The following is a 22,047-nucleotide window of genomic DNA, read 5'->3' as shown; positions in this document are numbered from 1 at the left end:
TGCTCAATCTACAATTAAGGTGGATTTTTCTCTGCTATACTTCAAAAAAATTTATAATTTATGTAAAAAAGGTGACTAATATTAGCCACCTTTTTAGTTTGAAATTTTTGAAACACTAGTAAAAAAATCCCTTAATTGTGTATTGTGAATTGAAAGAATTAAGACACCTTTTCCTTTGGTTCTCTTTTCTTATCAGATATTATCGCCTTTGTAGGGCACTTTTCATAGCATATATTGCATTGTGTACATTTTTCATAATCTATAGCTGCTAAATTATCACTTACAAATACAGCCTGTGAAGGACAGCCCTTTTCGCAGATTTTACATCCAATGCATCCTATGGAGCAGTTTTCTCTTACCTTTTTACCTGCATCCTTTGAATTACATTTTACTCTAACTTTATTTTTCTGAGGTATAGAAGTTATCAAGTTTTTAGGACATATATTTATACAGGCTCCGCAATTTGTACATTTATTTTCATCTACTATAGCAATGCCATCCACTATATGAATAGCATCAAATTTACAGACCTTAATACAGCTGCCTAAACCTAAACAACCATGTTCGCAGCCCTTAGGCCCTGCCCCTGGCAATTGACTGGCTTCTATACAGTCTACAATGCCTTCATATTCATACTTATCCTTACTTTTTGAACAATCTCCACCACAGCGTACAAAGGCTATCTTCTTTTCCACTCCGCTGCTTTTCACTCCAAGGATATCTCCGATAGCCTTAGCTACAGAAGGTCCTCCCACACCGCAGCAGTTTACATCTGCGCCTTCTTCTACTACGGCCTTGGCATAGGCATCACAACCTGCATAGCCGCAGCCACCGCAATTGGCTCCTGGTAGCACCTCTCTTACCTTAGGTACCCTTTCATCAACCTTAACCTCAAACTTTTTAGAAGCATAGCCTAGCAAAACTCCAAAGACTAATCCTATAATGCCTAAGCTGGACGCTGCATACAATATTCCTGTAGTATTCATTCAATCTACCTCCCTAGCGTATTAGCCCTTGAAAGCCTAAAAATGCTATAGACATTAAGCCTGCAGTTATAAGAGATATAGGTAATCCTCTTAAAACTAATGGTATATTGTCATTATTATCAATTCTCTCTCTGATTCCTGAAAGCAGCACTATTGCTAACATATAACCTAGGGCTGCACCTAATCCATTTACCACAGATTCTAAAAATCTATAATTCTCTTGGATATTTAATACTGCCACACCTAATACGGCACAGTTAGTAGTTATCAAAGGAAGGTATATACCCAATGCCTTATACAATCCCGGACTTGTCTTTTGAATCACCATCTCCACAAATTGAACTAAAGCAGCAATTACCAATACAAAAGCTATGGTCTTTAAATAGGTTATATTCAGAGGTACCAATATAAATTTATAAACACTATAGGACATTACTGAAGCTAGGGTCATAACAAAGGTTACAGCTAGCCCCATGCCTACCGCTGCATCTGTTTTTTTAGATACTCCTAAAAAAGAGCATATGCCTAAAAATCTAGAAAGAACAAAATTATTAACAAACATTGCACTTACAAATATAATAAAAATCCTCACTAATACTCACTCCTTTAACCTAGGATTGAATTACTCTGCCACAGCCCATGCTGCATTTACTGCAATCATGTTCTACTAGCTTACACTGGCTCTTATCCTTAGTTCTCTTTAAATTAATATAATTAATAACTGCCATCAATATGCCTAAGGTAAAGAAAGCTCCAGGCGCTAGAATCATTATAGAAGCTGGTTGATAAGCCTGTGGCATTATCTGAACTCCCCAAATAGTTCCTGCACCTAACAATTCACGGATAGTTCCTAATACTGTTAGAGACAAGGTAAAGCCTAGTCCCATACCTAAAGCATCAAATATGGATGGAATTACCGGAAACTTTGAAGCATAAGCTTCAGCTCTTCCAAGGATTACACAGTTAACTACTATCAAAGGAATAAATATTCCTAAGGACTTATATAAAGCTGGTACATAACCATTCATCAAAAATTCAATAACCGTAACAAAACTAGCAATGATAACTATATAAGCTGGTATTCTTATCTTAGATGGAATCAATTTTCTAAGCAAGGAGATGGCTATATTAGAGCCAATGAGCACTACCATAGTAGCTATTCCCATACCTATAGCATTCTTTGCACTAGTGGTTACCGCAAGAGTAGGACACATAGCCAGAACCTGTACAAAGGTTGGATTTTCAGTGATTATACCATTCTTTAATCTTTCAATAGCACTATTCATTTAAGCCCACCGCTCCTTTCAAATTATTATTGTAGAACTCTATAGCTTTATTTACTCCTCCCACCACAGCAGTGGAAGATACCGTAGCACCAGTAACTCCTTGTACCTCATTAGCATTAGCTGAAGCTACTTTTGTTAATTTTAATCCGCCTTGGATATTTTTATTTTTAAACCTATCTGTAAAATCTGTTTTTTCAACCTTTGATCCAACTCCAGGAGTCTCTGTATGAGAAGCTATTTTAATACCTGTAACTTGTCCTTTATTAGATATAGCTACTATAGTTTGAATATCCCCATGGAAGCCTTTTGAGGTTACATTTATTAAATAGCCTACCTTTTCTTCTCCCTTGAAGGCCTGAAGTACTTCAGTTATGGTTTTATCCTCTGGCAAAGCTACCTTTTCGTCCTTAAGCACCTTATCTGCCTCTGGCATTATAAGCGCTATCTCTTTTTTATCCAAGGAACCATTCTTAGCTATAGCCTCCTTGGTACTTTCATAGGAAACACCTAAAATAAGACCAGATAAAGCGGTAATTATAAGTAATATTACTCCAAGCTTAATATTCTCTCTCATTATGCCGCCTCCTCTTTTAATCCAATTATACTTATTCTATCAATTATAGGTGCAAACACATTCATGATAAGTATGGAATAATAAGAACCTTCCGTATTATATCCATATACTCTAAATAAAATAGTAAGCACTCCAGCGCCTATACCAAATATGATCTTTCCCTTAGCTGTAATAGGTGTACTTGCATAGTCATTAGCGCAGAAAAAGGCTGTAAGCACTATGCTTCCTGTTAATAAGGTTCTAACAACCTCTCCTGTCATTAAGCCCTCCTTACCAAAAAACCAAGAGCTTAAGGCTACCGCAGCTAAATAGGACACAGGGATTTTTAAATCTATTACACCTCTTATAATCAAATATAACGCACCTAAGCATAATGCTAATATAGATGCTTCTCCTAAATTTCCTGTAGCCTGGCCTAAAAATACCTGCCAAAGGCTTGGCAATTCTGCCACTACTGCTTCACTGGCGCTGCTTACCGCATCAGCAGCTTGACTAGCAGCAGTGGTAGCATCAGTGCTAGTGCTTATCTTAATCATAGCTGCAGACCAAGAAGTAAGTAAAAATACCTTTGAAGCTAGAGCAGGATTCATAAAGTTTTGTGAAAGCCCTCCAAAAAACTGTTTTACTACTATAATAGCAAAGGCGCCTCCAATAATAGGTATCCATAAAAGTACATGAGCCGGAAGCACAAAGGCTAGAATCAATCCCGTAATAATGGCACTGTAGTCATTTATGGTTATAGGTTTTTTATTTAGCTTTTGCCATAAAGCCTCTGAAATTACAGAACTCAGTACAGAAGCTAGTATTATCTTAACTGCATCCATTTTATAAAAGTATATAGCTGCTACTGTAACTGGTAATAAAGCAATAAACACATCCCTCATAATGCTGTTTACATTTCCTTTAGTACGTATATGTGGTGAAGCTGATATCTTATACATTTATCTGCACCCCCTAGTTAGCTTCTTTTAATAATAATTTTTTAGCTGTACTTATAGATTGAGTTAAATGGCGTTTAGAAGGGCAAGTATATGAACATAAACCACAATCTATACACTCCATTCCTTGCGCTTTCTTAAATCTTTCATAGCTTCTAGTTAATGCAAACTCATTAAGCTTTGAAGGAATAAGATTTTTAGGACAAATATCTAAACATTGCCCACATCTAATGCAATTATATTCCATAGAAGTTTTGCCTTCTTTTTCACCTAAGAATAGCAAAGAATAATCTCCAGGCTTAACACTTTCTTTCAAGTTATAGATCCCTTGTCCTTTAAGAACTCCTCCAAGGACGATTTTATAAGGCTCTTCTTTAAAGCCTCCTAAAAGATCTATTAACTCCTTATAGGTTGTACCGGATTCTACTAAAAAGTATCCTTTTTTATTTAAGCAATGTCCTTCAACACCTATTACATAATTGTTTATCTGCTTATAGTTAAATAGCTGGTATAAGTAATAGATATTTAATATATCCTCCATAATAAACTTGCCTTGAGAAAGAGCTAACTTTTCTTTAATGTACTCTTCTCCTAACCATCCATAGCTATAAGGAACTACTTTTATCTCCTTATTTGACAAGCCTGAGGTTAATTTTTCTACACTTTCTTTCGATGTCTTATCTACTATAAAAATAAACTTTTTTACCTTGTAAAGTTTTGAAAGTGTTGTAAATCCTTCTCCTATTTCTTTAAAAAACTTATTTAATAAAGCTCTATTTATATTAGAAGCAGGATCTTTTTCAAGGGTATTGATTATAATATAATCCAAATCCTTTTTAGCTTCCTTATAATTTTTCGCCCTATCTTTGTAGTCACCAATGGATTTAAGGCCACCTTCTGTTAATAAATGTTCAAACTCTTCCATAGTTAAATGGTTTACACTATCTGTCGCAGCTCCACTTACTTGAATTTCCTTTGATACATTTAATGATTCTATACCGTCTAAAGCATTGGTTTTAAATCTTTTAGTTATGCCGCTTAGCTGATAAATAACACTAAGTTTACTCATTTTGCACCCCCATGTTATAGCTATAAGTTTTATAATACCATATATCAGTTATATTTTAACACATATAAAGCTATTGAACAATGCATTATATAGTTTTTAACAAAGTATAGGAAATCTTTCTTTTTACAGAATATTCATAATTTTCTTAATAAAGCTATGCATAGCCTTAACTTAGTAGTTTGGTAAAAAATATGAATTCAATTAAATGTAAAATTACACGTTATTATTTTAACGTTAAATATATAACGACATAATTCCAGTCATTTTCCAACAGTAATATTTCATCAACACCCTCCACTACCACAATTAACAAAAGCTATTCTAAAACATACATAATAAAAAAAGTATGGCTAATACCATACTAAAAAGTAATTATAAAAATTCAGTTTTGTCAGTAGTAAGGTTAATATACCTAACTGAACTCCAAAGGTCAACACCTTCTAAGTACAATTTAGCAAATTCCGCCTTACAACTATCATAGCTTTTAAAGGTGTTCAACGCTCGTTCTTTATTCTCATATACCTTCCAGTATCCACAAGCTAAACACTCCCTGCCTTGCCATCTTAAAAATCCTAAAACATCCTTTAGGGGTATACCTAAGAATAATCCAATCTCATGGGGACATTGGTATTTTACATACCTTTGTCTTAATAGATTCAATTTTTCATGTAAAGTCATATGTAAGTCATATCCTAAACTGTTTAAAAAGCTTTTGTTTTCATTTTTATTTAAATGATTATCTAAAATCTCTTTATAGTAAAATAGTATAATTACTGTATCAGCAGAATGAACAAGCTCAAAAGCCTCAATTCCTACTGTTTCTAAATATTCCTTACCATATTTCAGCCAAGCTTCATATAGTCCTTTATTATTATTTGAAAGAGTAATTAATGTAGCTGGCTTAGCGCCTTTAAGTGTGGGGGATATGTTATAAGTAATCATATTCATCATATAGTGACGCTGTTCAGAGGTCATAATTTTTTTCATAAATTCTCTTGCCAGCATAATTTCCATTTTTAATCCTCCTTATATTCTATAGCCTCAGTATTCCCTGGCACAAGGCAATAAATGCAGAATATATGTATAAAAAAATAAACCCCACCATAGATACTTTTACATACCTTAGTAGGGCATCTCTCTTCCTTTTACATATTTACTATCTTCATTATATATAAATTCATGAAGTCTCTGCACACTTTGCTTTTTATCCCATCTTAAATAGTATATATCATCGATATAATCATCATATTTTAAATCATCATAAGGTACTCTTGTTTCTTCTACTTTATTTTTTCCATAGCCTATAATCTTTTGAGATAAGGAGAGCATAGCAAGTTTATCTAGACTTGTCTCAATACTAGAGCATATTTCCTCTAACAAAGCTTCATATTTTGTGATAGGTAATTCTTTAACCTTATTAAAGATGGCCTGCAACACTATTCTTTGCCTTTGAGTTCTTTCATAATCACCATTTCCAACCCTTCTTATTCTGCTATAATTAAGGGCTTCCATTCCATTTAATTTATTAATTCCTACGTTCTTTTGAGTATTTCCTAGATAGGGTAATTCTTCTTCCTTTAATTTAATTTCTATTCCTCCAATAGCATCCACTATATTTACTAATTGTTGAAAATTAACCTTTACATAATGCTTTATATCTAGATCATAATTTTCATTTACAGTTTTTATAGCTAGCACTGGACCTCCATAGTGATATGCATAGTTTATCTTATTTATTTTTCCTTCTCCAAAGTAAATATAACTATCTCTCATAATAGAGCATAGTTTTATAATTTTATTTCTATCATCTATGGATACTATAATAATTGAATCTGAGGCGTTTTCCTCTATATCTATTCCTAAAAGCAATATATTACTTATGCTATTTTCCACGCTTTTTTCATAAGTTCTTTCATTAATTTTTAGCTCCTTATTAGAAATATCTATAGTGTTAGTTTTTATATTATCTAATCTTCTATATATCCTATAAAACATTATGGTAAAGATATAAAGCAATATAAGTAAAACAGAAGCAGCTACTATAAAAAAGGATTTACCACTGGCTTTTTTCAACCCTTCCTCCTTAAATTTATTGATATGAACCTAATACTATTAATATATTGTTTAAATAGTATAAATATTCAGTTTATATATTGTATGAATAGTGTTATAATATATTTACTAAAGATTTCACCTTAGAAAATGCAAGGAGAGATGAATCATGGAAAAATTCCAATTTTATGAGCGCTTTAAGCCTTTAGAAAATTTGAAAAACATAGTTGCAGGAGATAAAAGAATTGAATCCCTTATTGTGGACGAACAAAGCTGCCTAGGCCATCGTAAGGTAGGAGAACGAAATTATCATATATTCTATTTTAGTCCTTCAGAATTTGCAGTATTTTATCATGGTGGTGGTTTAGATTCACTTTACACCTCTCAAACCCTAGGAGATGTGCTAAACTATATAAATACCTTAGAAGAATAAACATATCCTTCAGCCCGTAAAACTATTGGCTGAAGGATATTACTTTTTGGCTACAAAAACTGCAGCCTTGGCTACACAGCTTATTAATTTTTTTATTTTATTAACATATCTTTCACTTATTCTTTTAATGGGTTAGTTTTTAAACTTATTTTATGTATATTGTATATGTGGTTTGCTATTTTTGGGTTTTATGGTTATTGCGGGTTTTATCATGGATTTTATTATGAATCTACAATTTGTGTTTAGTTACCTTCAAAGCATAATAGCCTTTCTTTTTTTATACCTCCTCTCCCATTAATAGAGTCTTTATTTAATGAATTTGAAAAAATATTGTAGATTATATTTCTATATTAAAATAGTATTCTCTCAAAATTCTCACAAAACAACGTAGTGCTTTCAATAAAAAAGCAGAGAAATTAACTTATTTCTCTGACTCCAAATCTAATAATAGTTTTTTATAAAGTTGCTTTGTAGAGCTTCTAATAGGTAGATTTAACTCTTTCGTTAAAAGAGTGTTTAATTGCTCATACTGCATGGATAGTTTTATACGGTCACCCATGTAGTAATACACTCTCATAAGCATTTCATATCCCTTTTCGTCCAGAGGATTTATTTCTAGCATATTCTTTAATTTTTCCTCTGCTTTATGATACTGTTTATGTTCAATATAATATTCAGCTATTTTTTTAACTGACTCTATATAATAACAGATGCTCCCATTATATGCATTTATTTTTTATCAATAAAAAAACTGTAGCTATCAGCCACAGTCTTTTAAGAATAGATATCTGAAAACTCAATCTCTATAGCTTCTATAATACTCTTTTCATAGAGCCTAACCTTTTCAGTGGTAATGGCCGCTTCTAAGTATTGTTCTTCTATAGGAAAAACTATTAAGAATTCTGTTCCCTCGTTAATTTTGCTATTAAAATCTATAGTTCCCCCTTGCATCTCCACAAGGGATTTTACTAGAGATAGTCCTATACCACTACCTTCAGCATTTCTTGATAAGCTTTTATCCACCTTTTCGAACCTCTGAAAAATTCTATAATACATATTCTGCGGTATCCCCACGCCATTATCCTTTACACTAATCCCCACTGAATTGCCGCTCCTCTGATATACGGAAACCTGTATATTCCCCTGCTCCTTACCATATTTTACAGCATTCGATAATAGGTTAAGCATAATTCTCTCAATTAAATCCACATCACAATTAATATATAATTCCTCTACTTCTGTATCAAAAATTAAATTCATATTTTTACTTTCTACATAATCCACTATGGATAAAGATACATCCTCAACAATATTTATAATATTTTCTATCTTCATATTAGGTTTAAAAAAACCTGTTTCTATTTTGGTTAAGTCTATGAGATTATTAATCAATCTTATTAGTCTTAAACAATTTTGTTTAATTATCTTATTACATTTTATTACACTATCCATATTTGAATTATAATAGCTATCCTTCTGCAATTGCAGTGCTGAATATATCACATTTATAGGCGTCTTAAATTCATGAGATATATTTGCAAAAAAATCATTTTTTATTTGCTCTGATTTCTGTTTTTCTAATAATAAATTATGGGCTTCCTCTGCCCTTTTTCTATCCGTAATATCACGTATTGCTGATATTAAATATCCTCCTTCCTCGTCCTCTACATGCAATGAGCACATTTCTACAAAAACTTTTTTATCACCCCATACTATTTCGTATTCTACTGAACTTAAAAGTTTATCCTTATCTTTAATGTTTAATCTACTATTTAACAAAGCATAATATGGCTTATCTATGATAAAGTAAATGTTGCGGTTTATTATCTCTTCTTCATCTTTAATACCTACCATGTCACAAAATCTATTATTAACAGAGGTAATCCTCTCTTTTCTTAAAACAATAATCCCATCTGGGATAAAATCGATAAATTTTTTATAAAGCACATTTCCTTCTTTAATCTTTGCATTAGCCTCCTTTAGTAGTTTGTTTGCTTCCTCTAATTCTACAGCCTTCCTGTTAATGTCGTGAAAAAGTATTGAGTAAGTCTTGGTAATTATATTTTCAAAAAGAATTTTAAATATAAAATAAAAGGATATAAATCTAAAAATGTGTCCTAAAAAATTTGATATTCCATAAACATCAAAATATAATGAAAAAGCTAAACTGCTAAGTATTCTAAATATCATAGATTGTATCAAATAATACCTATTATTTGATAGTACTTCATTCTTACTTCTTATGTATTTTAAAATAATAATGAAAAATCCCATAGATGATAAATACTCACTCATCCTTTTAAAGGTAGTGAGACCTATTCCCTCCACATAACAATCAGGAAAAATACTAAATACAATTATGCTTGATAAAGATACTATTAAGAATATAGCATTAAATAATATTAATTTCTTAACATGTATCTCTCTTTTTATATATCTAAAGGATAGAAACATTATAAAACATTCATAGTATCTGCCTAACACCCAAAGTTGAGTGGGTGTGTTAGAGTTACTAGAAAAAATATTAATTCCCTTATAGGTGAAAATATGAAACCAATCTATGATACCAATGAAGCCTAGAGTAATTCCTAAAAAGGCAAAATAGCTATTTTCAGATATTTTTAGAGTTCCTAATGAAATTAACATTAAGCTAAAGCTAATCATAGTGATTATAGTTTCTATGACGCTGTGAAAAAATATATAATTCTTTGCACTTATAAAATAGAAAATTATGAATGAGGACAGTAATAATACTAGTTCTTTGATAGTAATCTTATTATGAACTTCTGACTTAATCATAAAACGCCCCCCTTTTCCATACATTTTATCACTTTAAATTTCTTAAGTCAGAGCTTTTTACATTTATTGTCTCTAAAAAATATCGCAAGTTTCGTTTTTTTAATTACTTAAAATTAAAACTATATATATTATTGTCTTAATATGTCATAGTACGATCTTAGATAAAAAATAATACAGAGCTTTCTTGCTCTTGCCAAGAAAGCTCTGTATTATTTACTTCATTAAAATATATCCTTTAAATTTAACTCTAAATCTTTAAATATATTAGAATAGGCAATCTCTTCATTATTTTCATTTTATAAAAGCTTTCTAATCTTTTTTAAATTTGGATCTTTTGATAATATTAAAATCAAAAGATATACTAATCCTCCAAGACCTATTTCTAATAAGGTACTTAAAGCTGAAGGCTTTAAACCCTTGGATAATAGAACTACACAAAAACACATTACGATTGAGGCTAATAAATATCTCTTTACATCATTAAATAACACCTTTAAATTTATGAAATTTCTTAAATAATACATCTGAACTACTGGCACAGCAAATTCTGCTATCACGGAGGCTATGCTAGTGCCTAGGGATTTATATTTATATATCAATAATAAATTAAGCAAAAAGTTTATAATGGCTCCAGCGAATACGGAAATTGTAAATTCTCTCTCCTGCTTCATAGGTATTAAGGTTTGGAACCCTAAGATATTGCACCAAGCCCCAAAGACTATGATTATAGAGTTTATTATTATTAAAGGCTCTATACCCTGAAAGCCACTGCCATAAAACCAAGGCTTAAAATCATAGGTTATAGCCATGAGTCCAAAGGCCATAGGTATTGAAATAAAGTTCATAAAAGAAAAAACCTCATATATCATCTTCTTAAACTCCTCTAAGTCTCCCTTGGCATATATATTGGACATTCTAGGAATCATCACAGTACCTACAGAGGTAACTATGGTCATGGTAAGCCTTATTATCTTTTGAGAATTATCATATAGTCCCACCTCTGCTTCATTTATAAACCAGCCTAGCATAATCTTATCTAAGAGCAAATACACCTGAGCAGCCAGCTGAGGAATAAATAGGCTAATAGAAGGCATCAGGTGTTTAACGACCTCCTCATAGCTAATCCTCCTAAAGGAAATAAGTTTAGGTATATAGGTCCACATAGTGATCTGCCCTAGCAACTGAGTAATGGATAATATGAGTATATAGGTTAAAACGTCAGTGCTGCTTTTAACAAATAAAAATAGCAGCACTACTCCTATAACCTTGGTTATGAGATTTCTATATACTATCTTCTTAAAATCCTCTATACCCATAAAAAACCAGGATATATCAATCATAGCTCCTATTATGTTTATAGACTGAATAAAATATATAGTCCTATCCTTGGAATTAAAAAATACAAAAATCACTATATAAAGTAGATAAGCTAGCCCAGTGGTAATAATACGAAGCAGAGTCAACTGCCAAAAGGTCTTTTCTAACTCTTCCTTGTCATCTCTCACATAAGCAATCTGCCTATTACCATATATATTTAATCCTATTACACCTAATAGTATAAAATACTGACTTATTGCATTGGTGTAGGCCTGCTTTCCTATACCAGTTTCCCCTAAAATCCTAGATACATAAGGCAGGGTTATAATAGGGGTAATTATAGTAATCAATTGATAAATTATATTATAAATAGAATTTTTAACTAAACTCAATATTCCACCTCTTAATTATAACAAGCCGTTTATTCCTAGCTTATAATCATAGATTTTCAACAAGCTGAAAATCACCCTTAATTGTGCATTGTGAATTTTGCATTTTGCATTGATCTAAGTTTTTCTATAAAAATCTTCTGATCATACTTAAATTTTTCTAAAACTACTTCCTTGGACCTTATTACATCATTATTAAAGCTAACCTCATCCTCATTAATTATATCTAATATGCGTTGATACCACTTATCTAATTCTAGCTCTAGTTCATAATCAATCAAGTAAGGAGGCACTTCTAAACCCTTGGTTAAAATAGTATTAAGTCCAAGCATTTTAGCTTCTGCCAACACATAGGAAAAACTTTCCTTTAAGGAGGGCAATAGCAGCATCTTTCCGCTAGATATTCTTTCATACAATACTTTTTTATCATTGATTAAACCTATATACTCTAAATAATCCCCTAGCTCTAACTTCAAAATGTCCTCTTGAATACTCTCTCTCAGCTCTCCGTCTCCTATAATCCTTATCTTGCACTCTATATTATTCTCTTTAAGCTTTTGAGCTAGCTCTATTAAAAATCCTGGATTTTTTCTATTATTTAACCGTCCTACAAAATAGCATATATTTTCCCTGTTCATCAAAGGATAAGCTTCAAAATCTTCTATATTTAAAAAATTGTATATAACGGGGAGCTGCTTCTCCATATTAAAATAATCCTTTAAAAATATGGCATACTCTTCACTGACAGTATATATATTATTATTTGAGTTAAGTAATTTAATCTCTAATCTTTTACATCTCTCATAATAAAGCTTCTTATAATTTTCAGCCTTATTGCTTAACAGCATTATTTCTTCAGCCTTACTGGCATGAATAAACACCATGCTCCTATTATTGTCCCTGTAAAAAGCCATGGGAGTAAATATATCCTCAAAAATATAATAATCATAGTCTTCAAACTTGCTTTTTATGTACAAGCTTGTTAAATAGGAATAAGCATAAAAGCCTCTAAAAGGCATAATACTATCTATTTTGTGTATTAAAGCCATAATATAATATAAAGCTTTAGGCAGCTCTTCTCTAGACCATAACTTTGCCTCGTAGCCTTCCTTATTTAGAAACTTATGAATTATTTTAGCATGCTCTGCTACTCCACCACTCTTCTTAAGGTAGCCGTTAAATACTATGAGAGCTTTATTTTTACCTTGATCTAAGGTAAGTTTATCTATAGTCATTACCAAAAGGAATAACAACGTAGTATTAAAATCCCATTCAAAGGTACTGGTAGCCATATTCATCATTAAAACTAGCAATATAAGTAGAGTTTTATGCTTATGCTTGCTATTTATATAAAGCTTTAAAATAAACAAAACTGTAATGACAAATATTATAAAGCCATAATTATAAAGATATTGAACATAAAAATTATCCACGCTTTTTATGATGATCTCTATTTTGTTATGATAGAGCTTAGCGATGTAGGGTTTATTTTCTCCCCTATTACCTAGCATAAAGCTATGAATATTAGAGAAGGTTTTACTTAACATTACCCTAATTCCATACATCCTATATAAATCTGATCTTTCATTACGACTTACAAAGAATAATATAGGCACTATAGAAATTATGCCTCCCACTATACCAAGACTAACTAAATATCTTCTTATCTTACTGCTTCTTATCTTATTGAAGAGGGCATGAATAATTATAATAAAGGCTAGAATATAAGCCATTCTTGAAAAGGTCATAAAAATCATGAAAGCCATAAGCAATAAATATAGCTTCTTGCCCTTAAAGCTTTTTACATTATAAATATAATAAAACAATAATATTACAAAGAAATTAGCTAAATAAAGAGGATGGCCAAATATGCCCATAGATCTAGCAATAGAGCCTCTATATATCACATCATGTATCATATCCTTGTTTACAAATGCCTTTAAAGGAGAGTTTAAAAGCAAGGTTTTAAAGTTAAATTTAAATTGAAGCAATACTAAAGCAAAATTTAATAAAGTAAACAGGTTCATTAGGGTTATGTCTATAGCAAAGCTGTTTTTAGAGGTATTTTGTGTCCCCTTTCTTGAATTATTCCACAATATGCTTATTATGGCACAAATAAAAATAGGAATAGATATTAAAGAAAATTTAGGTACAGCCAATACAAACAGAACACATAACAATATCTCTATTTTCTTATGCTTTAAAGATAGTTCTTTATTTTTAAGTAAATATAAGCCATAGAAAAACAATGCTAAAAAAATATATACACTCTTAAATTTGACAAAAGAGGTTCCAGCACGAAACCCTAAATAGTCCGGTATAAAAAAAGAAAAAAATAATATGTTATAAAAATTCATATTCCTATCACCACCTTTTTTTCAATTCACAGTTCACAATGCACAATTCACAATTGAGGAAATTTTTTCTCAGTTTACTGAGAAAAAAGAATAATTATATTATTTTATAGTTTTTCTAAGCTTCGCTTAGAAAAATATCATTCATTGTGCACTGTGAATTGTGCATTGTGCATTAAACAAGCTTTTTTAATTTCATAAAAATTTTCTTTTTACTAGTTTTTCTCACATATTGTACAATATTTTCATTAGGACATACTTCCTTCATATTCATATATCCATTGATATAAGCTAGGGCCTTTGAAGGATTTTTAAAGAACTTAAAAAGGAATTTACTTATGGCGTACAAATATTCGTAGCCAAAATACCTATCGGATTCTCCGTAATATTTATAGGCATGTCTGCTCCCCGTTTCTCTTAAGGATAGAACAAAAGCCGCCTTAAGGTTACTTACTCTAAATCCCATCATTTGGGCCTTTAATGTAGAATATGTATCTGGAGATCTAGTTATTTCAAAGCCTGCGCTGCTATAGCACTTGTAGGAGTATAATCTACAGCCACCTCTAGGCCAATCCTCAGCTACCTTTTCTACTATTAGCTTATGATTTGTAAGGACTTTTACATTTCCGCTGCAAATATCTATTTTGTTCTTATTCATATGCTCTATAAGCTTTTCGTAATAATCAGGCTGGGGAAACAAATCAGAATCCAATATGCCTATATAATCTAAGGCTATATTCTTATGCTCCATAAGTTCCTCTACTATATCAAAGCCTTTTCTTACCACCTCTGAATAATGTATCTTTAAATCATACTCACTCTGCTTTTCATTATTATATAAAATTACATTGGAATTCTTAAAATCTTCTCTATATAAAAGGAGGTTTCTCTCTATAAGCTCCTTAGTTCTATCATCACTATTGTCATTTACAATAACCCATACTCTAGGCTTAATACTCTGCTTTTTTATAGAAAAAAATAAATAATCTATATTAGCCTCTTCATTTTTTGCAGGCGTTACTATGGCGTAGTTCATAAACTTCCTCCCATTAAAGCTATAAATTTAAATTTATAAAATCATCTATGATTTGAATTACAGCAGTAGTATTAGAATGATACCTCTTAAAACTCATTCCTCTTATAAGCGTTAAGGCTTCTCCTAACTCTTGTACATCATATACTGCATATATAAAGCCCATATCCTTAAATTGACTCACTATGTCTAACTTATGGTCATCTACATGTTCACCATACTTCTTTAATCTAGGTATGGCTATGACCTTCTTTTCCTTTTTTACTCCAGTAATAATAGCTCCAGTACCTCCATGGGTAATAAGCAAATCACAATTATCCATAAATTTAGAAAAGGTATTTCTGTCCACAAAATTTTCATAGCTATAATTTTTAGGTTTATAGTCAGAATATCCAATCTGAGCATATACCTGTTCCTTTATGACACCTTTTTCTATAAGCTTATCTACTTCTTTGAGTACTCTATTAAATTGAAACTTTTGAGAGCCTAGAGTTATAAATATCAATATATTCCACCTCCATAAACGGCCTCTGGATAAAGCTCCTTTAATTCCTCCCATTGGATTATGAATAAATCTGCAAACTTATTCACTAATTTTCCTGTTAGGGTTCTAGAGTGTATCTTTGCAAAGGACTCAATAAATATCACCTTTTTCCTAAAAACTTTAGCTATAATGCATAATGGGAATGTAACCAAGGCTCCTGTAGATATGACTACCTCCGGTCTTTCCTTGATAAATATTCTTAAAGCATTAATAAAAGTACTTAAAAATTTCAATAGAAATAAAGGCTCTCTTCTATTTATTTGCCCTAAGTAATAGGTTGTTATTCCTTTTGGCTTCACAGAATACTTAGTTTTTTCAGTTACTATAAAGCTAGGATACTTATCCATCAAGGGCTTAAGCATCATCAATTGTTCAAAGTGCCCCCCTGAGGAGGCTGTAAAGCATATCTTTATCATTTTGCATCACCACCAAAAAAATCTGGCAGAATAGCTTGCCTTCCCACAGAATGATATTCCACTCCTATTTCAGCTGCTTCCTTCACGTCGTAGCAATTCCTTCCATCAAAAATAACAGCCTGCTTCATTAAAGCCTTGTATCTGGTTAAAGGAATACTCTTTATCTCATTCCACTCTGTAAAAATAAAAGCTAAGTCTGCATCCTTTAATGCTGATTCTGGGTTATCCACATAATGAACTCCCTGCGGAAATAGCTTTTTAAAGTTATTTACTCCTATAGGATCATAGGCCACTACCTCTGCCCCCTCATTTATTAGAACTTTTACATTGGGAATGGAAGGAGCCTCTCTTAGATCATCAGTACCGGGTTTAAAGGTCAAGCCTAGTACCGCTATTCTTAACCCTCTAAGTCTTTTAAATCTTTTCCTGGCCTTTTTAACCAATCTAAACTTTTGATTTTCATTTACTTCTATGGTAGCCTTTACGGTTTTAAGCTCATAGCCGTTGTCCTCAGCTAACCAATGCAAGGCCTTAGTATCCTTTGGGAAGCAAGAACCACCATAACCTATACCAGCCTTTAAAAATTTATCCCCAATTCTAGAATCAAAGGACATACCTTTAGACACATCTTCCACATTAGCTCCTACTATTTCACATAAATTAGCTATTTCATTAATAAAAGAAATCTTCAAAGCTAAAAAATCATTAGATGCATATTTTATCATTTCTGCACTTCTTCTATTGGTTATTACTAAGGGCTGATTAAATCTTTCATATATATCTCTCAAAGTTTTCTCTGCCTTTTTAGACTCTACTCCAATAACTATTCTGCTGGCACTTAAGGTATCCTTAACCGCTGTGCCTTGAGCTAAAAATTCTGGATTAGAGGCTACCTCTACAGAAACCTTATGAGTTGATTTTTCTTTAATAAACTCTTCAATCTCATCATTAGTACCTATGGGCACTGTTGATTTTATAACCACCAAGCAATCCTTCTCTACACTCTCAGCTATTTGCTCCGCTACAATAAATACATAGTCAAGATTTGCAGAGCCATCTTCTTTTTCTGGTGTACCTACCCCAATAAAAATAACATCTGCATTCTTATAAGCCTCTTTATAATCTAGGGTAAAACTTAATCGTCCCTGTTCATAGCCTTCTTTTAAAAGCTCTTCTAAACCAGGCTCATATATAGGAGAAATACCTTTTTTCATTAACTCTATTTTATTTTCATCTATATCCACACAGGTTACATTATGGCCCAAGTGACTAAGGCAAGCTCCTGTAACAAGGCCCACATACCCTGTTCCTGCTACAACAATCTTCATACTCTATATCTCCTTATCTTTTGTTATCGTGCGTGTTTATCTCCAAACAGAACTCTAAAAGTCCTTAAAATAAGCTTAACATCCAACGAAAGGCTTCTTTCCCTAACATATTTAATATCTAATTCCATCCACTGCTTAAAATCTATATCATTTCTTCCCATGACCTGCCAATAACAGGTTAGTCCTGGCTTAGCAATTAACTTGTCTCTCATCCAAGGTTCAAATTTCGCTACCTCTCTAGGAAGATTAGGTCTAGGCCCTACTAAGGACATATCACCTTTAAGTACATTAAAAAGCTGCGGCAGCTCATCAAGACTTGTTTTTCTTATAAACCTTCCCACCTTGGTCACTCTTGGATCTTCCTTCATTTTAAACATAGGACCAGACATTTCATTTTTATCCTTAAGCTTGTATAATAATTCCTCTGCATCTATTATCATGGATCTAAATTTGTACATTTTAAAAACCCTAGTATCTTGTCCTACTCTTTCTTGAACAAAAAACACAGGTCCTTTTGAACTTAGTTTTATAGCAATAGCTGTTAATAGCATAATAGGTGACAATACAATTATTCCAAATAAACTTCCAGCTAAATCTATAATTCTTTTAGTAACAAAATATCCTGTGCTCTTTTTGTAATCTTCACCAATTAGACTCTTAGAACCAACTTTATCCTTATCACTTAGCTCTTTGTCAGCAAAAGTGGAAGATAAGTTTTGCATAAAATCCCCCCGCATTAAATTATTTTTTACACTCTTATTATATTTAGTTTTTCGACATTATTCATCAATTACTTTTTTCCAAGTTCACCATAGTTTCCTTCTCAGTTATGCATAAAAAATCTCCGAAGACTTGGCTCATGACACAATATGAGTCAAATTTTTATTTATAGCACAATTTATGATAAAATATGAACAGGAATAATTTATTCTATAATTATAAAAAAAATGAATATTGAATTATTGACTTAGAATAAATTATCACATATAATTCAATTAGGAGGAATAATTTATTATGGATATAAAGCTAAAAATAGAAAGCAACCTTGAAAACCTATCTAACACAGAGGTAAAAATTGCTAGGTTTATATTAGACAATACATCTACTATAAAAAATATGACTTCAAGTGAACTAGCTGAGAAAATAGGGGTTGGCCAATCCACTATTATAAAATTTATCAAGAAGTTTGGATTTAATGGATTTTTAGATTTTAAAATAAAATTAAGTGAATCCTTAGCAAAGGAAAAAAGCAATACGAGGAAAATGCATGATGATATTTCCCTAGAGGACCCCTTAAAGGATGTGTACTTTAAGCTTGTAGAGGAATCTATAAGATCTATTCAAGGAACTTATCAGAACATTGATTTTTCAGAATTAGAGGCTACTATTGAACTTCTTAATAACTCAAGCAGAATTGTACTTATTGGTATAGGAAATTCAGGTTTGGTAGCTAAGGATTTTAATAATAAGCTTCTTAAAATAGGAAAAACACCGCTTTTTAGTGAGGACTTACATGTAAGTCTATCCATAGTCCCCTCTTTAACTGAACAGGATTGCTGCATTGTTTTCTCTTACTCTGGAAAGACAAAAGAGATTGTAGAAATATCTGAGAAAATAAAAGAAAAGAAGTGTCCAGTTATAGCTATTACCTCTAATATGAGTAGTCCCTTAGCAAAACTAAGCGACAAAATATTATGTACCATTTCTGCTGAAGGACTGCTTAGAACTTCAGCCATGAGCTCTAGAATAACTCAACTATCCATTGTAGATATTTTGTTTTTAGGGCTTGTACAAAAGAACTATGACCCAGCCATATCAAAAATTCAGCAAGGAAGGCACTTCGTTGGTTGGGAAAAATAATTAGGAGATGCATATATGACAAAGATAAACAGCTTATTAACAGAAAAGAGAAATAAAAACTCACTGCTTATAGACACTATGTCTATACCTGATATATTGAAAACTATAAATAATGAAGATAAGACCATAGCTTACTCTATTGAAAAGGAACTGCACTCCATAAGCAAGGTAGTAGAGCAAATGGTTTACACTATAAAAAATGGCGGAAGAGTAATATATATAGGGGCTGGTACCAGTGGAAGACTTGGAGTGCTAGACTCAGCTGAGTGTCCTCCTACCTATGGTACTTCTCCAGATCAAATAATAGCCTTAATAGCTGGAGGAGAAGAAGCTTTTACAAAAGCCGTAGAATCAGTAGAAGATTCCCCTACTCAAGGCATAATTGACTTAAAAAACATAAACTTTTCATCTGAGGATTTACTTATAGGCATTGCAGCTTCAGGAAGAACACCTTATGTTGAAAAAGCTTTAATATATGCTAGAGAAATAGGGGCAAGAACTGCTACTTTAACCTGCAATAAAAATAGTATAATAAGCAAATTTGCAGATAATTGTATAGAAATAGAAGTTGGTCCTGAAGTTATAACTGGATCTACTAGAATGAAGGCTGGTACTGCTCAAAAACTTGTACTAACTATGATGAGTACTACTACTATGATTTGCCTTGGAAAAGTATACAGTAACCTTATGGTAGATGTACAAATAACTAATGAAAAGCTCAAAACCAGGGCTATGAACATAGTAAAAGAAATCACCAATTGCTCTGAGGAAGAAGTCGAGAGAGCTTTAGAAGAAGCTCAAGGCAGCGCTAAGCATGCAATCGTAATGCTTCTATTAGATATAGACTACCAAGATTCCATAAATCAATTATATCAATGTAGCAATTCTCTAAGAAAAGTATTGGAAAAAAACTCAAAATAAAATTTTAGGAGGAAACCTTTATGGATTTGGAAAAAATTTCTAAGCAAATAATCGATGGTTTGGGTGGAGTTCACAATATAAGCTACCTAACAAATTGCATGACTCGTGTTCGTGCTACTGTAAAAGACACCTCAAAAGTGGACATTAAATATCTAAAAACCATCGACGTAGTCATATCCGTTATAGAGGATGAAACTATGCAAGTGGTAGTAGGACCTGGAAAAAGCAAAAAAATAGGAGATTATATAAATGAAAATTATGTCTTTGGAAATGAAGACAACAACGAAAAAGCCTCTAATGCTTCTCGAGAAAACGTTAGCAGAGACTATGTAGCGGAAGCTAAGGCAAAAAAAGCCCAAAGCAACAATGGCTTTAAAAAGGCTTTAAAGAAAATAGCAAATATATTTGTTCCCCTTATTCCCGCTATAATTGCTGCAGGTTTATGCAATGGTATTGCAGGTTATTTTGAAAATACATTAGCTGTAAAGGGTATAAAGGACATACCTCTTTGGATAACCTTCTTAAAAACTGTAGGTGGAGCTTTATTTGGATACCTATCCATTTATGTGGGTATTAATGCCGCTAAGGAATTTGGAGCTACTCCTGGTCTTGGTGGTATTATCGGTGGTATCACCATAAGTACAAATATTGATATTATATCAAAATCTCTAGGATTATTTAACGAAAGTAACAGACTAAAAAGCATACTTATATCAGGAAAAGGTGGAATCATTGGTGTAATAGTTGGTGTTGCTATACTTGCATTTATAGAAAAAAGAATTCGTAAGATAGTTCCTGATATGCTTGATAATATAGTTACTCCTCTGGTATCCGTAGGATTAACCGCATTACTTACAGTTTTCTTAATAATGCCTGCTGCGGGATTTTTATCCGATATATTAATGAAGATTTTAGAAGTGCTTATAATGACTGAAGGACCCATGGCTATAGTTGGGGGCTTCATACTATCTGCTAGTTTCTTACCACTTCTCATGGTAGGATTGCATCATGGATTAATACCATTCTATGTACTTCAACTAGAGAAATTCGGAAGCGTATCCCTTTTCCCTGTTCTATGCATGGCTGGTGCTGGTCAAATTGGTGCTGCTGCAGCTATATATCTAAAAGCTAAAGGCAGAAATGAAAAGTTAAGAAATGTAATAAGAGGCGCCCTACCTGTAGGTTTATTAGGTATAGGAGAACCTCTTCTATATGGAGTAACCTTACCTCTTGGAACACCCTTTATAACTGCTTCCTTGGCAGGGGGATTTGCAGGTGCCTTCTGCGCTTCCATGAAGGTTTCTTCCATAGCTTACGGTCCTGCAGGCCTTACTGCAATACCTCTTATGCTTCCAAATAAAATGATCTATTACTTCATAAGCTTATGTATCGCTTATGTATTAGGTTTTGTGTTTACCTATTTAATAAAAACTCCTAAGGCAGTAGATGAATACTAAAAAGGATATTGTACTAGATAACTATAAAAAGTACTACGAAGACATGATACTACGTGATTACTTAGCCTTAGATAGAACTCTCTTAGCCAATGAAAGAACCTTTCTAGCTTATATAAGAACCGTAGTAAGCTTCGTAGTAGCTGGTTTGACTCTTTGGAAGCTTGTTGAAGGTATTAATGGTATTATAGCAGCAATGATACTCTTCATTTCATCAATATTTATTGCTATTCATGGAACTAAGAATTATATCAAGGTTTCTAATAAGTTAAAAAAACAATAAATAACGTGGCA

General features: G+C 32.2%; 22 protein-coding genes. 5 read left to right on the top strand and 17 right to left on the bottom strand.

Annotated elements, in window-relative coordinates; all coding sequences use genetic code 11:
• Positions 1 to 158: 158 nt before the first annotated feature.
• The 8 genes from rnfB to BN2665_RS07525 all read right to left on the bottom strand — a co-directional run bounded on the left by rnfB (position 159) and on the right by BN2665_RS07525 (position 6,926).
• The gene (rnfB, locus tag BN2665_RS07560; RefSeq protein WP_055666511.1) at positions 159 to 986 is read right to left on the bottom strand and encodes an RnfABCDGE type electron transport complex subunit B; all 828 of its coding nucleotides are present in this window, start codon (positions 984 to 986) and stop codon (positions 159 to 161) included.
• Between the two features lie 13 nt (positions 987 to 999).
• Entirely contained in the window at positions 1,000 to 1,578 is a 579-nt protein-coding gene (gene rsxA / locus BN2665_RS07555; protein WP_055666510.1) for an electron transport complex subunit RsxA, read from the bottom strand.
• Positions 1,579 to 1,597: 19 nt separating this feature from the next.
• Positions 1,598 to 2,272, bottom strand: coding sequence for an electron transport complex subunit RsxE (rsxE, locus tag BN2665_RS07550; RefSeq protein ID WP_055666509.1), 675 nt, complete (start codon positions 2,270 to 2,272; stop codon positions 1,598 to 1,600).
• On the bottom strand, positions 2,265 to 2,846 hold the full coding sequence (locus BN2665_RS07545; RefSeq protein ID WP_055666508.1) for an RnfABCDGE type electron transport complex subunit G: 582 nt from the start codon (positions 2,844 to 2,846) through the stop codon (positions 2,265 to 2,267). Before BN2665_RS07545 ends, rsxE begins: the two co-directional genes overlap by 8 nt.
• Positions 2,846 to 3,787 carry an RnfABCDGE type electron transport complex subunit D gene (locus tag BN2665_RS07540; protein WP_055666507.1) on the bottom strand — a complete coding sequence of 314 codons (942 nt, stop codon included), beginning with the start codon at positions 3,785 to 3,787 and terminating at the stop codon, positions 2,846 to 2,848. Before BN2665_RS07540 ends, BN2665_RS07545 begins: the two co-directional genes overlap by 1 nt.
• Before the next feature lie 13 nt (positions 3,788 to 3,800).
• Positions 3,801 to 4,853 carry a 4Fe-4S dicluster domain-containing protein gene (locus tag BN2665_RS07535; protein ID WP_055666506.1) on the bottom strand — a complete coding sequence of 351 codons (1,053 nt, stop codon included), beginning with the start codon at positions 4,851 to 4,853 and terminating at the stop codon, positions 3,801 to 3,803.
• A gap of 372 nt (positions 4,854 to 5,225) precedes the next feature.
• Positions 5,226 to 5,867 carry a DUF3793 family protein gene (locus BN2665_RS07530; RefSeq protein WP_055666505.1) on the bottom strand — a complete coding sequence of 214 codons (642 nt, stop codon included), beginning with the start codon at positions 5,865 to 5,867 and terminating at the stop codon, positions 5,226 to 5,228.
• Positions 5,868 to 5,975: 108 nt separating this feature from the next.
• Positions 5,976 to 6,926, bottom strand: a complete 951-nt coding sequence (locus tag BN2665_RS07525; protein WP_055666504.1) for an LCP family protein — start codon at positions 6,924 to 6,926, stop codon at positions 5,976 to 5,978.
• Between the two features lie 148 nt (positions 6,927 to 7,074).
• On the opposite strand from BN2665_RS07525, the gene BN2665_RS07520 reads away from it, so the two are divergent.
• Positions 7,075 to 7,338 (top strand): hypothetical protein, encoded by a 264-nt coding sequence (locus BN2665_RS07520; protein WP_055666503.1) that lies wholly within the window; start codon positions 7,075 to 7,077, stop codon positions 7,336 to 7,338.
• Positions 7,339 to 7,759: 421 nt separating this feature from the next.
• On the opposite strand, the gene BN2665_RS26675 is transcribed toward BN2665_RS07520, so the two are convergent.
• From BN2665_RS26675 to BN2665_RS07475, 9 genes are all read right to left on the bottom strand, one after another.
• The gene (locus BN2665_RS26675; protein WP_278335882.1) at positions 7,760 to 8,038 is read right to left on the bottom strand and encodes a bacterial transcriptional activator domain-containing protein; all 279 of its coding nucleotides are present in this window, start codon (positions 8,036 to 8,038) and stop codon (positions 7,760 to 7,762) included.
• A 74-nt stretch (positions 8,039 to 8,112) separates the two neighbouring features.
• A complete protein-coding gene (locus BN2665_RS07510) occupies positions 8,113 to 10,137 on the bottom strand; it encodes a sensor histidine kinase (RefSeq protein WP_055666501.1) in 2,025 nt (674 codons plus the stop codon).
• A 296-nt stretch (positions 10,138 to 10,433) separates the two neighbouring features.
• A complete protein-coding gene (locus BN2665_RS07505) occupies positions 10,434 to 11,846 on the bottom strand; it encodes an oligosaccharide flippase family protein (RefSeq protein WP_055666500.1) in 1,413 nt (470 codons plus the stop codon).
• Between the two features lie 77 nt (positions 11,847 to 11,923).
• Positions 11,924 to 14,200, bottom strand: a complete 2,277-nt coding sequence (locus BN2665_RS07500; RefSeq protein WP_055666499.1) for a glycosyltransferase — start codon at positions 14,198 to 14,200, stop codon at positions 11,924 to 11,926.
• Between the two features lie 172 nt (positions 14,201 to 14,372).
• Positions 14,373 to 15,233, bottom strand: coding sequence for a glycosyltransferase family 2 protein (locus tag BN2665_RS07495; RefSeq protein WP_055666498.1), 861 nt, complete (start codon positions 15,231 to 15,233; stop codon positions 14,373 to 14,375).
• 19 nt (positions 15,234 to 15,252) lie between these two features.
• Entirely contained in the window at positions 15,253 to 15,735 is a 483-nt protein-coding gene (pssE, locus tag BN2665_RS07490; protein WP_055666497.1) for a PssE/Cps14G family polysaccharide biosynthesis glycosyltransferase, read from the bottom strand.
• A complete protein-coding gene (pssD, locus tag BN2665_RS07485; RefSeq protein WP_055666496.1) occupies positions 15,732 to 16,190 on the bottom strand; it encodes a PssD/Cps14F family polysaccharide biosynthesis glycosyltransferase in 459 nt (152 codons plus the stop codon). Before pssD ends, pssE begins: the two co-directional genes overlap by 4 nt.
• The gene (locus tag BN2665_RS07480; protein WP_055666495.1) at positions 16,187 to 17,518 is read right to left on the bottom strand and encodes a UDP-glucose dehydrogenase family protein; all 1,332 of its coding nucleotides are present in this window, start codon (positions 17,516 to 17,518) and stop codon (positions 16,187 to 16,189) included. The genes pssD and BN2665_RS07480 overlap by 4 nt, the downstream gene beginning before the upstream one ends.
• A gap of 23 nt (positions 17,519 to 17,541) precedes the next feature.
• Complete coding sequence (locus BN2665_RS07475; RefSeq protein WP_055666494.1) at positions 17,542 to 18,240, bottom strand: sugar transferase; 699 nt, start codon at positions 18,238 to 18,240, stop codon at positions 17,542 to 17,544.
• A 292-nt stretch (positions 18,241 to 18,532) separates the two neighbouring features.
• Here BN2665_RS07475 and BN2665_RS07470 point away from each other — a divergent pair, with 292 nt between their 5' ends.
• From BN2665_RS07470 to BN2665_RS07455, 4 genes are read left to right on the top strand one after another with little or no spacing between them, the layout of a single operon-like run.
• Entirely contained in the window at positions 18,533 to 19,378 is an 846-nt protein-coding gene (locus BN2665_RS07470) for a MurR/RpiR family transcriptional regulator (protein WP_055666493.1), read from the top strand.
• A 15-nt stretch (positions 19,379 to 19,393) separates the two neighbouring features.
• Positions 19,394 to 20,299 carry an N-acetylmuramic acid 6-phosphate etherase gene (murQ, locus tag BN2665_RS07465; RefSeq protein WP_055666492.1) on the top strand — a complete coding sequence of 302 codons (906 nt, stop codon included), beginning with the start codon at positions 19,394 to 19,396 and terminating at the stop codon, positions 20,297 to 20,299.
• Positions 20,300 to 20,319: 20 nt separating this feature from the next.
• On the top strand, positions 20,320 to 21,756 hold the full coding sequence (locus BN2665_RS07460) for a PTS transporter subunit EIIC (protein WP_055666491.1): 1,437 nt from the start codon (positions 20,320 to 20,322) through the stop codon (positions 21,754 to 21,756).
• Positions 21,746 to 22,036, top strand: a complete 291-nt coding sequence (locus BN2665_RS07455) for a DUF202 domain-containing protein (RefSeq protein ID WP_055666490.1) — start codon at positions 21,746 to 21,748, stop codon at positions 22,034 to 22,036. The genes BN2665_RS07460 and BN2665_RS07455 overlap by 11 nt, the downstream gene beginning before the upstream one ends.
• The last annotated feature ends 11 nt before the right edge of the window (positions 22,037 to 22,047 follow it).

This window comes from Desnuesiella massiliensis, assembly GCF_001403615.1.
Lineage (GTDB): Bacteria > Bacillota > Clostridia > Clostridiales > Clostridiaceae > Desnuesiella > Desnuesiella massiliensis.
This window is presented reverse-complemented; position numbering and strand designations above follow the sequence as displayed.

Bases quoted from the DNA above. Each gene is read 5' to 3' on its own strand.
- BN2665_RS07545 (WP_055666508.1), bottom strand. From the start codon at position 2,846: ATGAGAGAGAATATTAAGCTTGGAGTAATATTACTTATAATTACCGCT.
- BN2665_RS07455 (WP_055666490.1), top strand. From the start codon at position 21,746: ATGAATACTAAAAAGGATATTGTACTAGATAACTATAAAAAGTACTAC.
- BN2665_RS07540 (WP_055666507.1), bottom strand. From the start codon at position 3,787: ATGTATAAGATATCAGCTTCACCACATATACGTACTAAAGGAAATGTA.
- BN2665_RS07470 (WP_055666493.1), top strand. From the start codon at position 18,533: ATGGATATAAAGCTAAAAATAGAAAGCAACCTTGAAAACCTATCTAAC.
- BN2665_RS07510 (WP_055666501.1), bottom strand. From the start codon at position 10,137: ATGATTAAGTCAGAAGTTCATAATAAGATTACTATCAAAGAACTAGTA.
- pssD (WP_055666496.1), bottom strand. From the start codon at position 16,190: ATGATAAAGATATGCTTTACAGCCTCCTCAGGGGGGCACTTTGAACAA.
- BN2665_RS07530 (WP_055666505.1), bottom strand. From the start codon at position 5,867: ATGGAAATTATGCTGGCAAGAGAATTTATGAAAAAAATTATGACCTCT.
- BN2665_RS07535 (WP_055666506.1), bottom strand. From the start codon at position 4,853: ATGAGTAAACTTAGTGTTATTTATCAGCTAAGCGGCATAACTAAAAGA.
- murQ (WP_055666492.1), top strand. From the start codon at position 19,394: ATGACAAAGATAAACAGCTTATTAACAGAAAAGAGAAATAAAAACTCA.
- BN2665_RS07475 (WP_055666494.1), bottom strand. From the start codon at position 18,240: ATGCAAAACTTATCTTCCACTTTTGCTGACAAAGAGCTAAGTGATAAG.
- BN2665_RS07495 (WP_055666498.1), bottom strand. From the start codon at position 15,233: ATGAACTACGCCATAGTAACGCCTGCAAAAAATGAAGAGGCTAATATA.
- BN2665_RS07480 (WP_055666495.1), bottom strand. From the start codon at position 17,518: ATGAAGATTGTTGTAGCAGGAACAGGGTATGTGGGCCTTGTTACAGGA.
- BN2665_RS07520 (WP_055666503.1), top strand. From the start codon at position 7,075: ATGGAAAAATTCCAATTTTATGAGCGCTTTAAGCCTTTAGAAAATTTG.
- rnfB (WP_055666511.1), bottom strand. From the start codon at position 986: ATGAATACTACAGGAATATTGTATGCAGCGTCCAGCTTAGGCATTATA.
- rsxE (WP_055666509.1), bottom strand. From the start codon at position 2,272: ATGAATAGTGCTATTGAAAGATTAAAGAATGGTATAATCACTGAAAAT.
- BN2665_RS07500 (WP_055666499.1), bottom strand. From the start codon at position 14,200: ATGAATTTTTATAACATATTATTTTTTTCTTTTTTTATACCGGACTAT.
- BN2665_RS07460 (WP_055666491.1), top strand. From the start codon at position 20,320: ATGGATTTGGAAAAAATTTCTAAGCAAATAATCGATGGTTTGGGTGGA.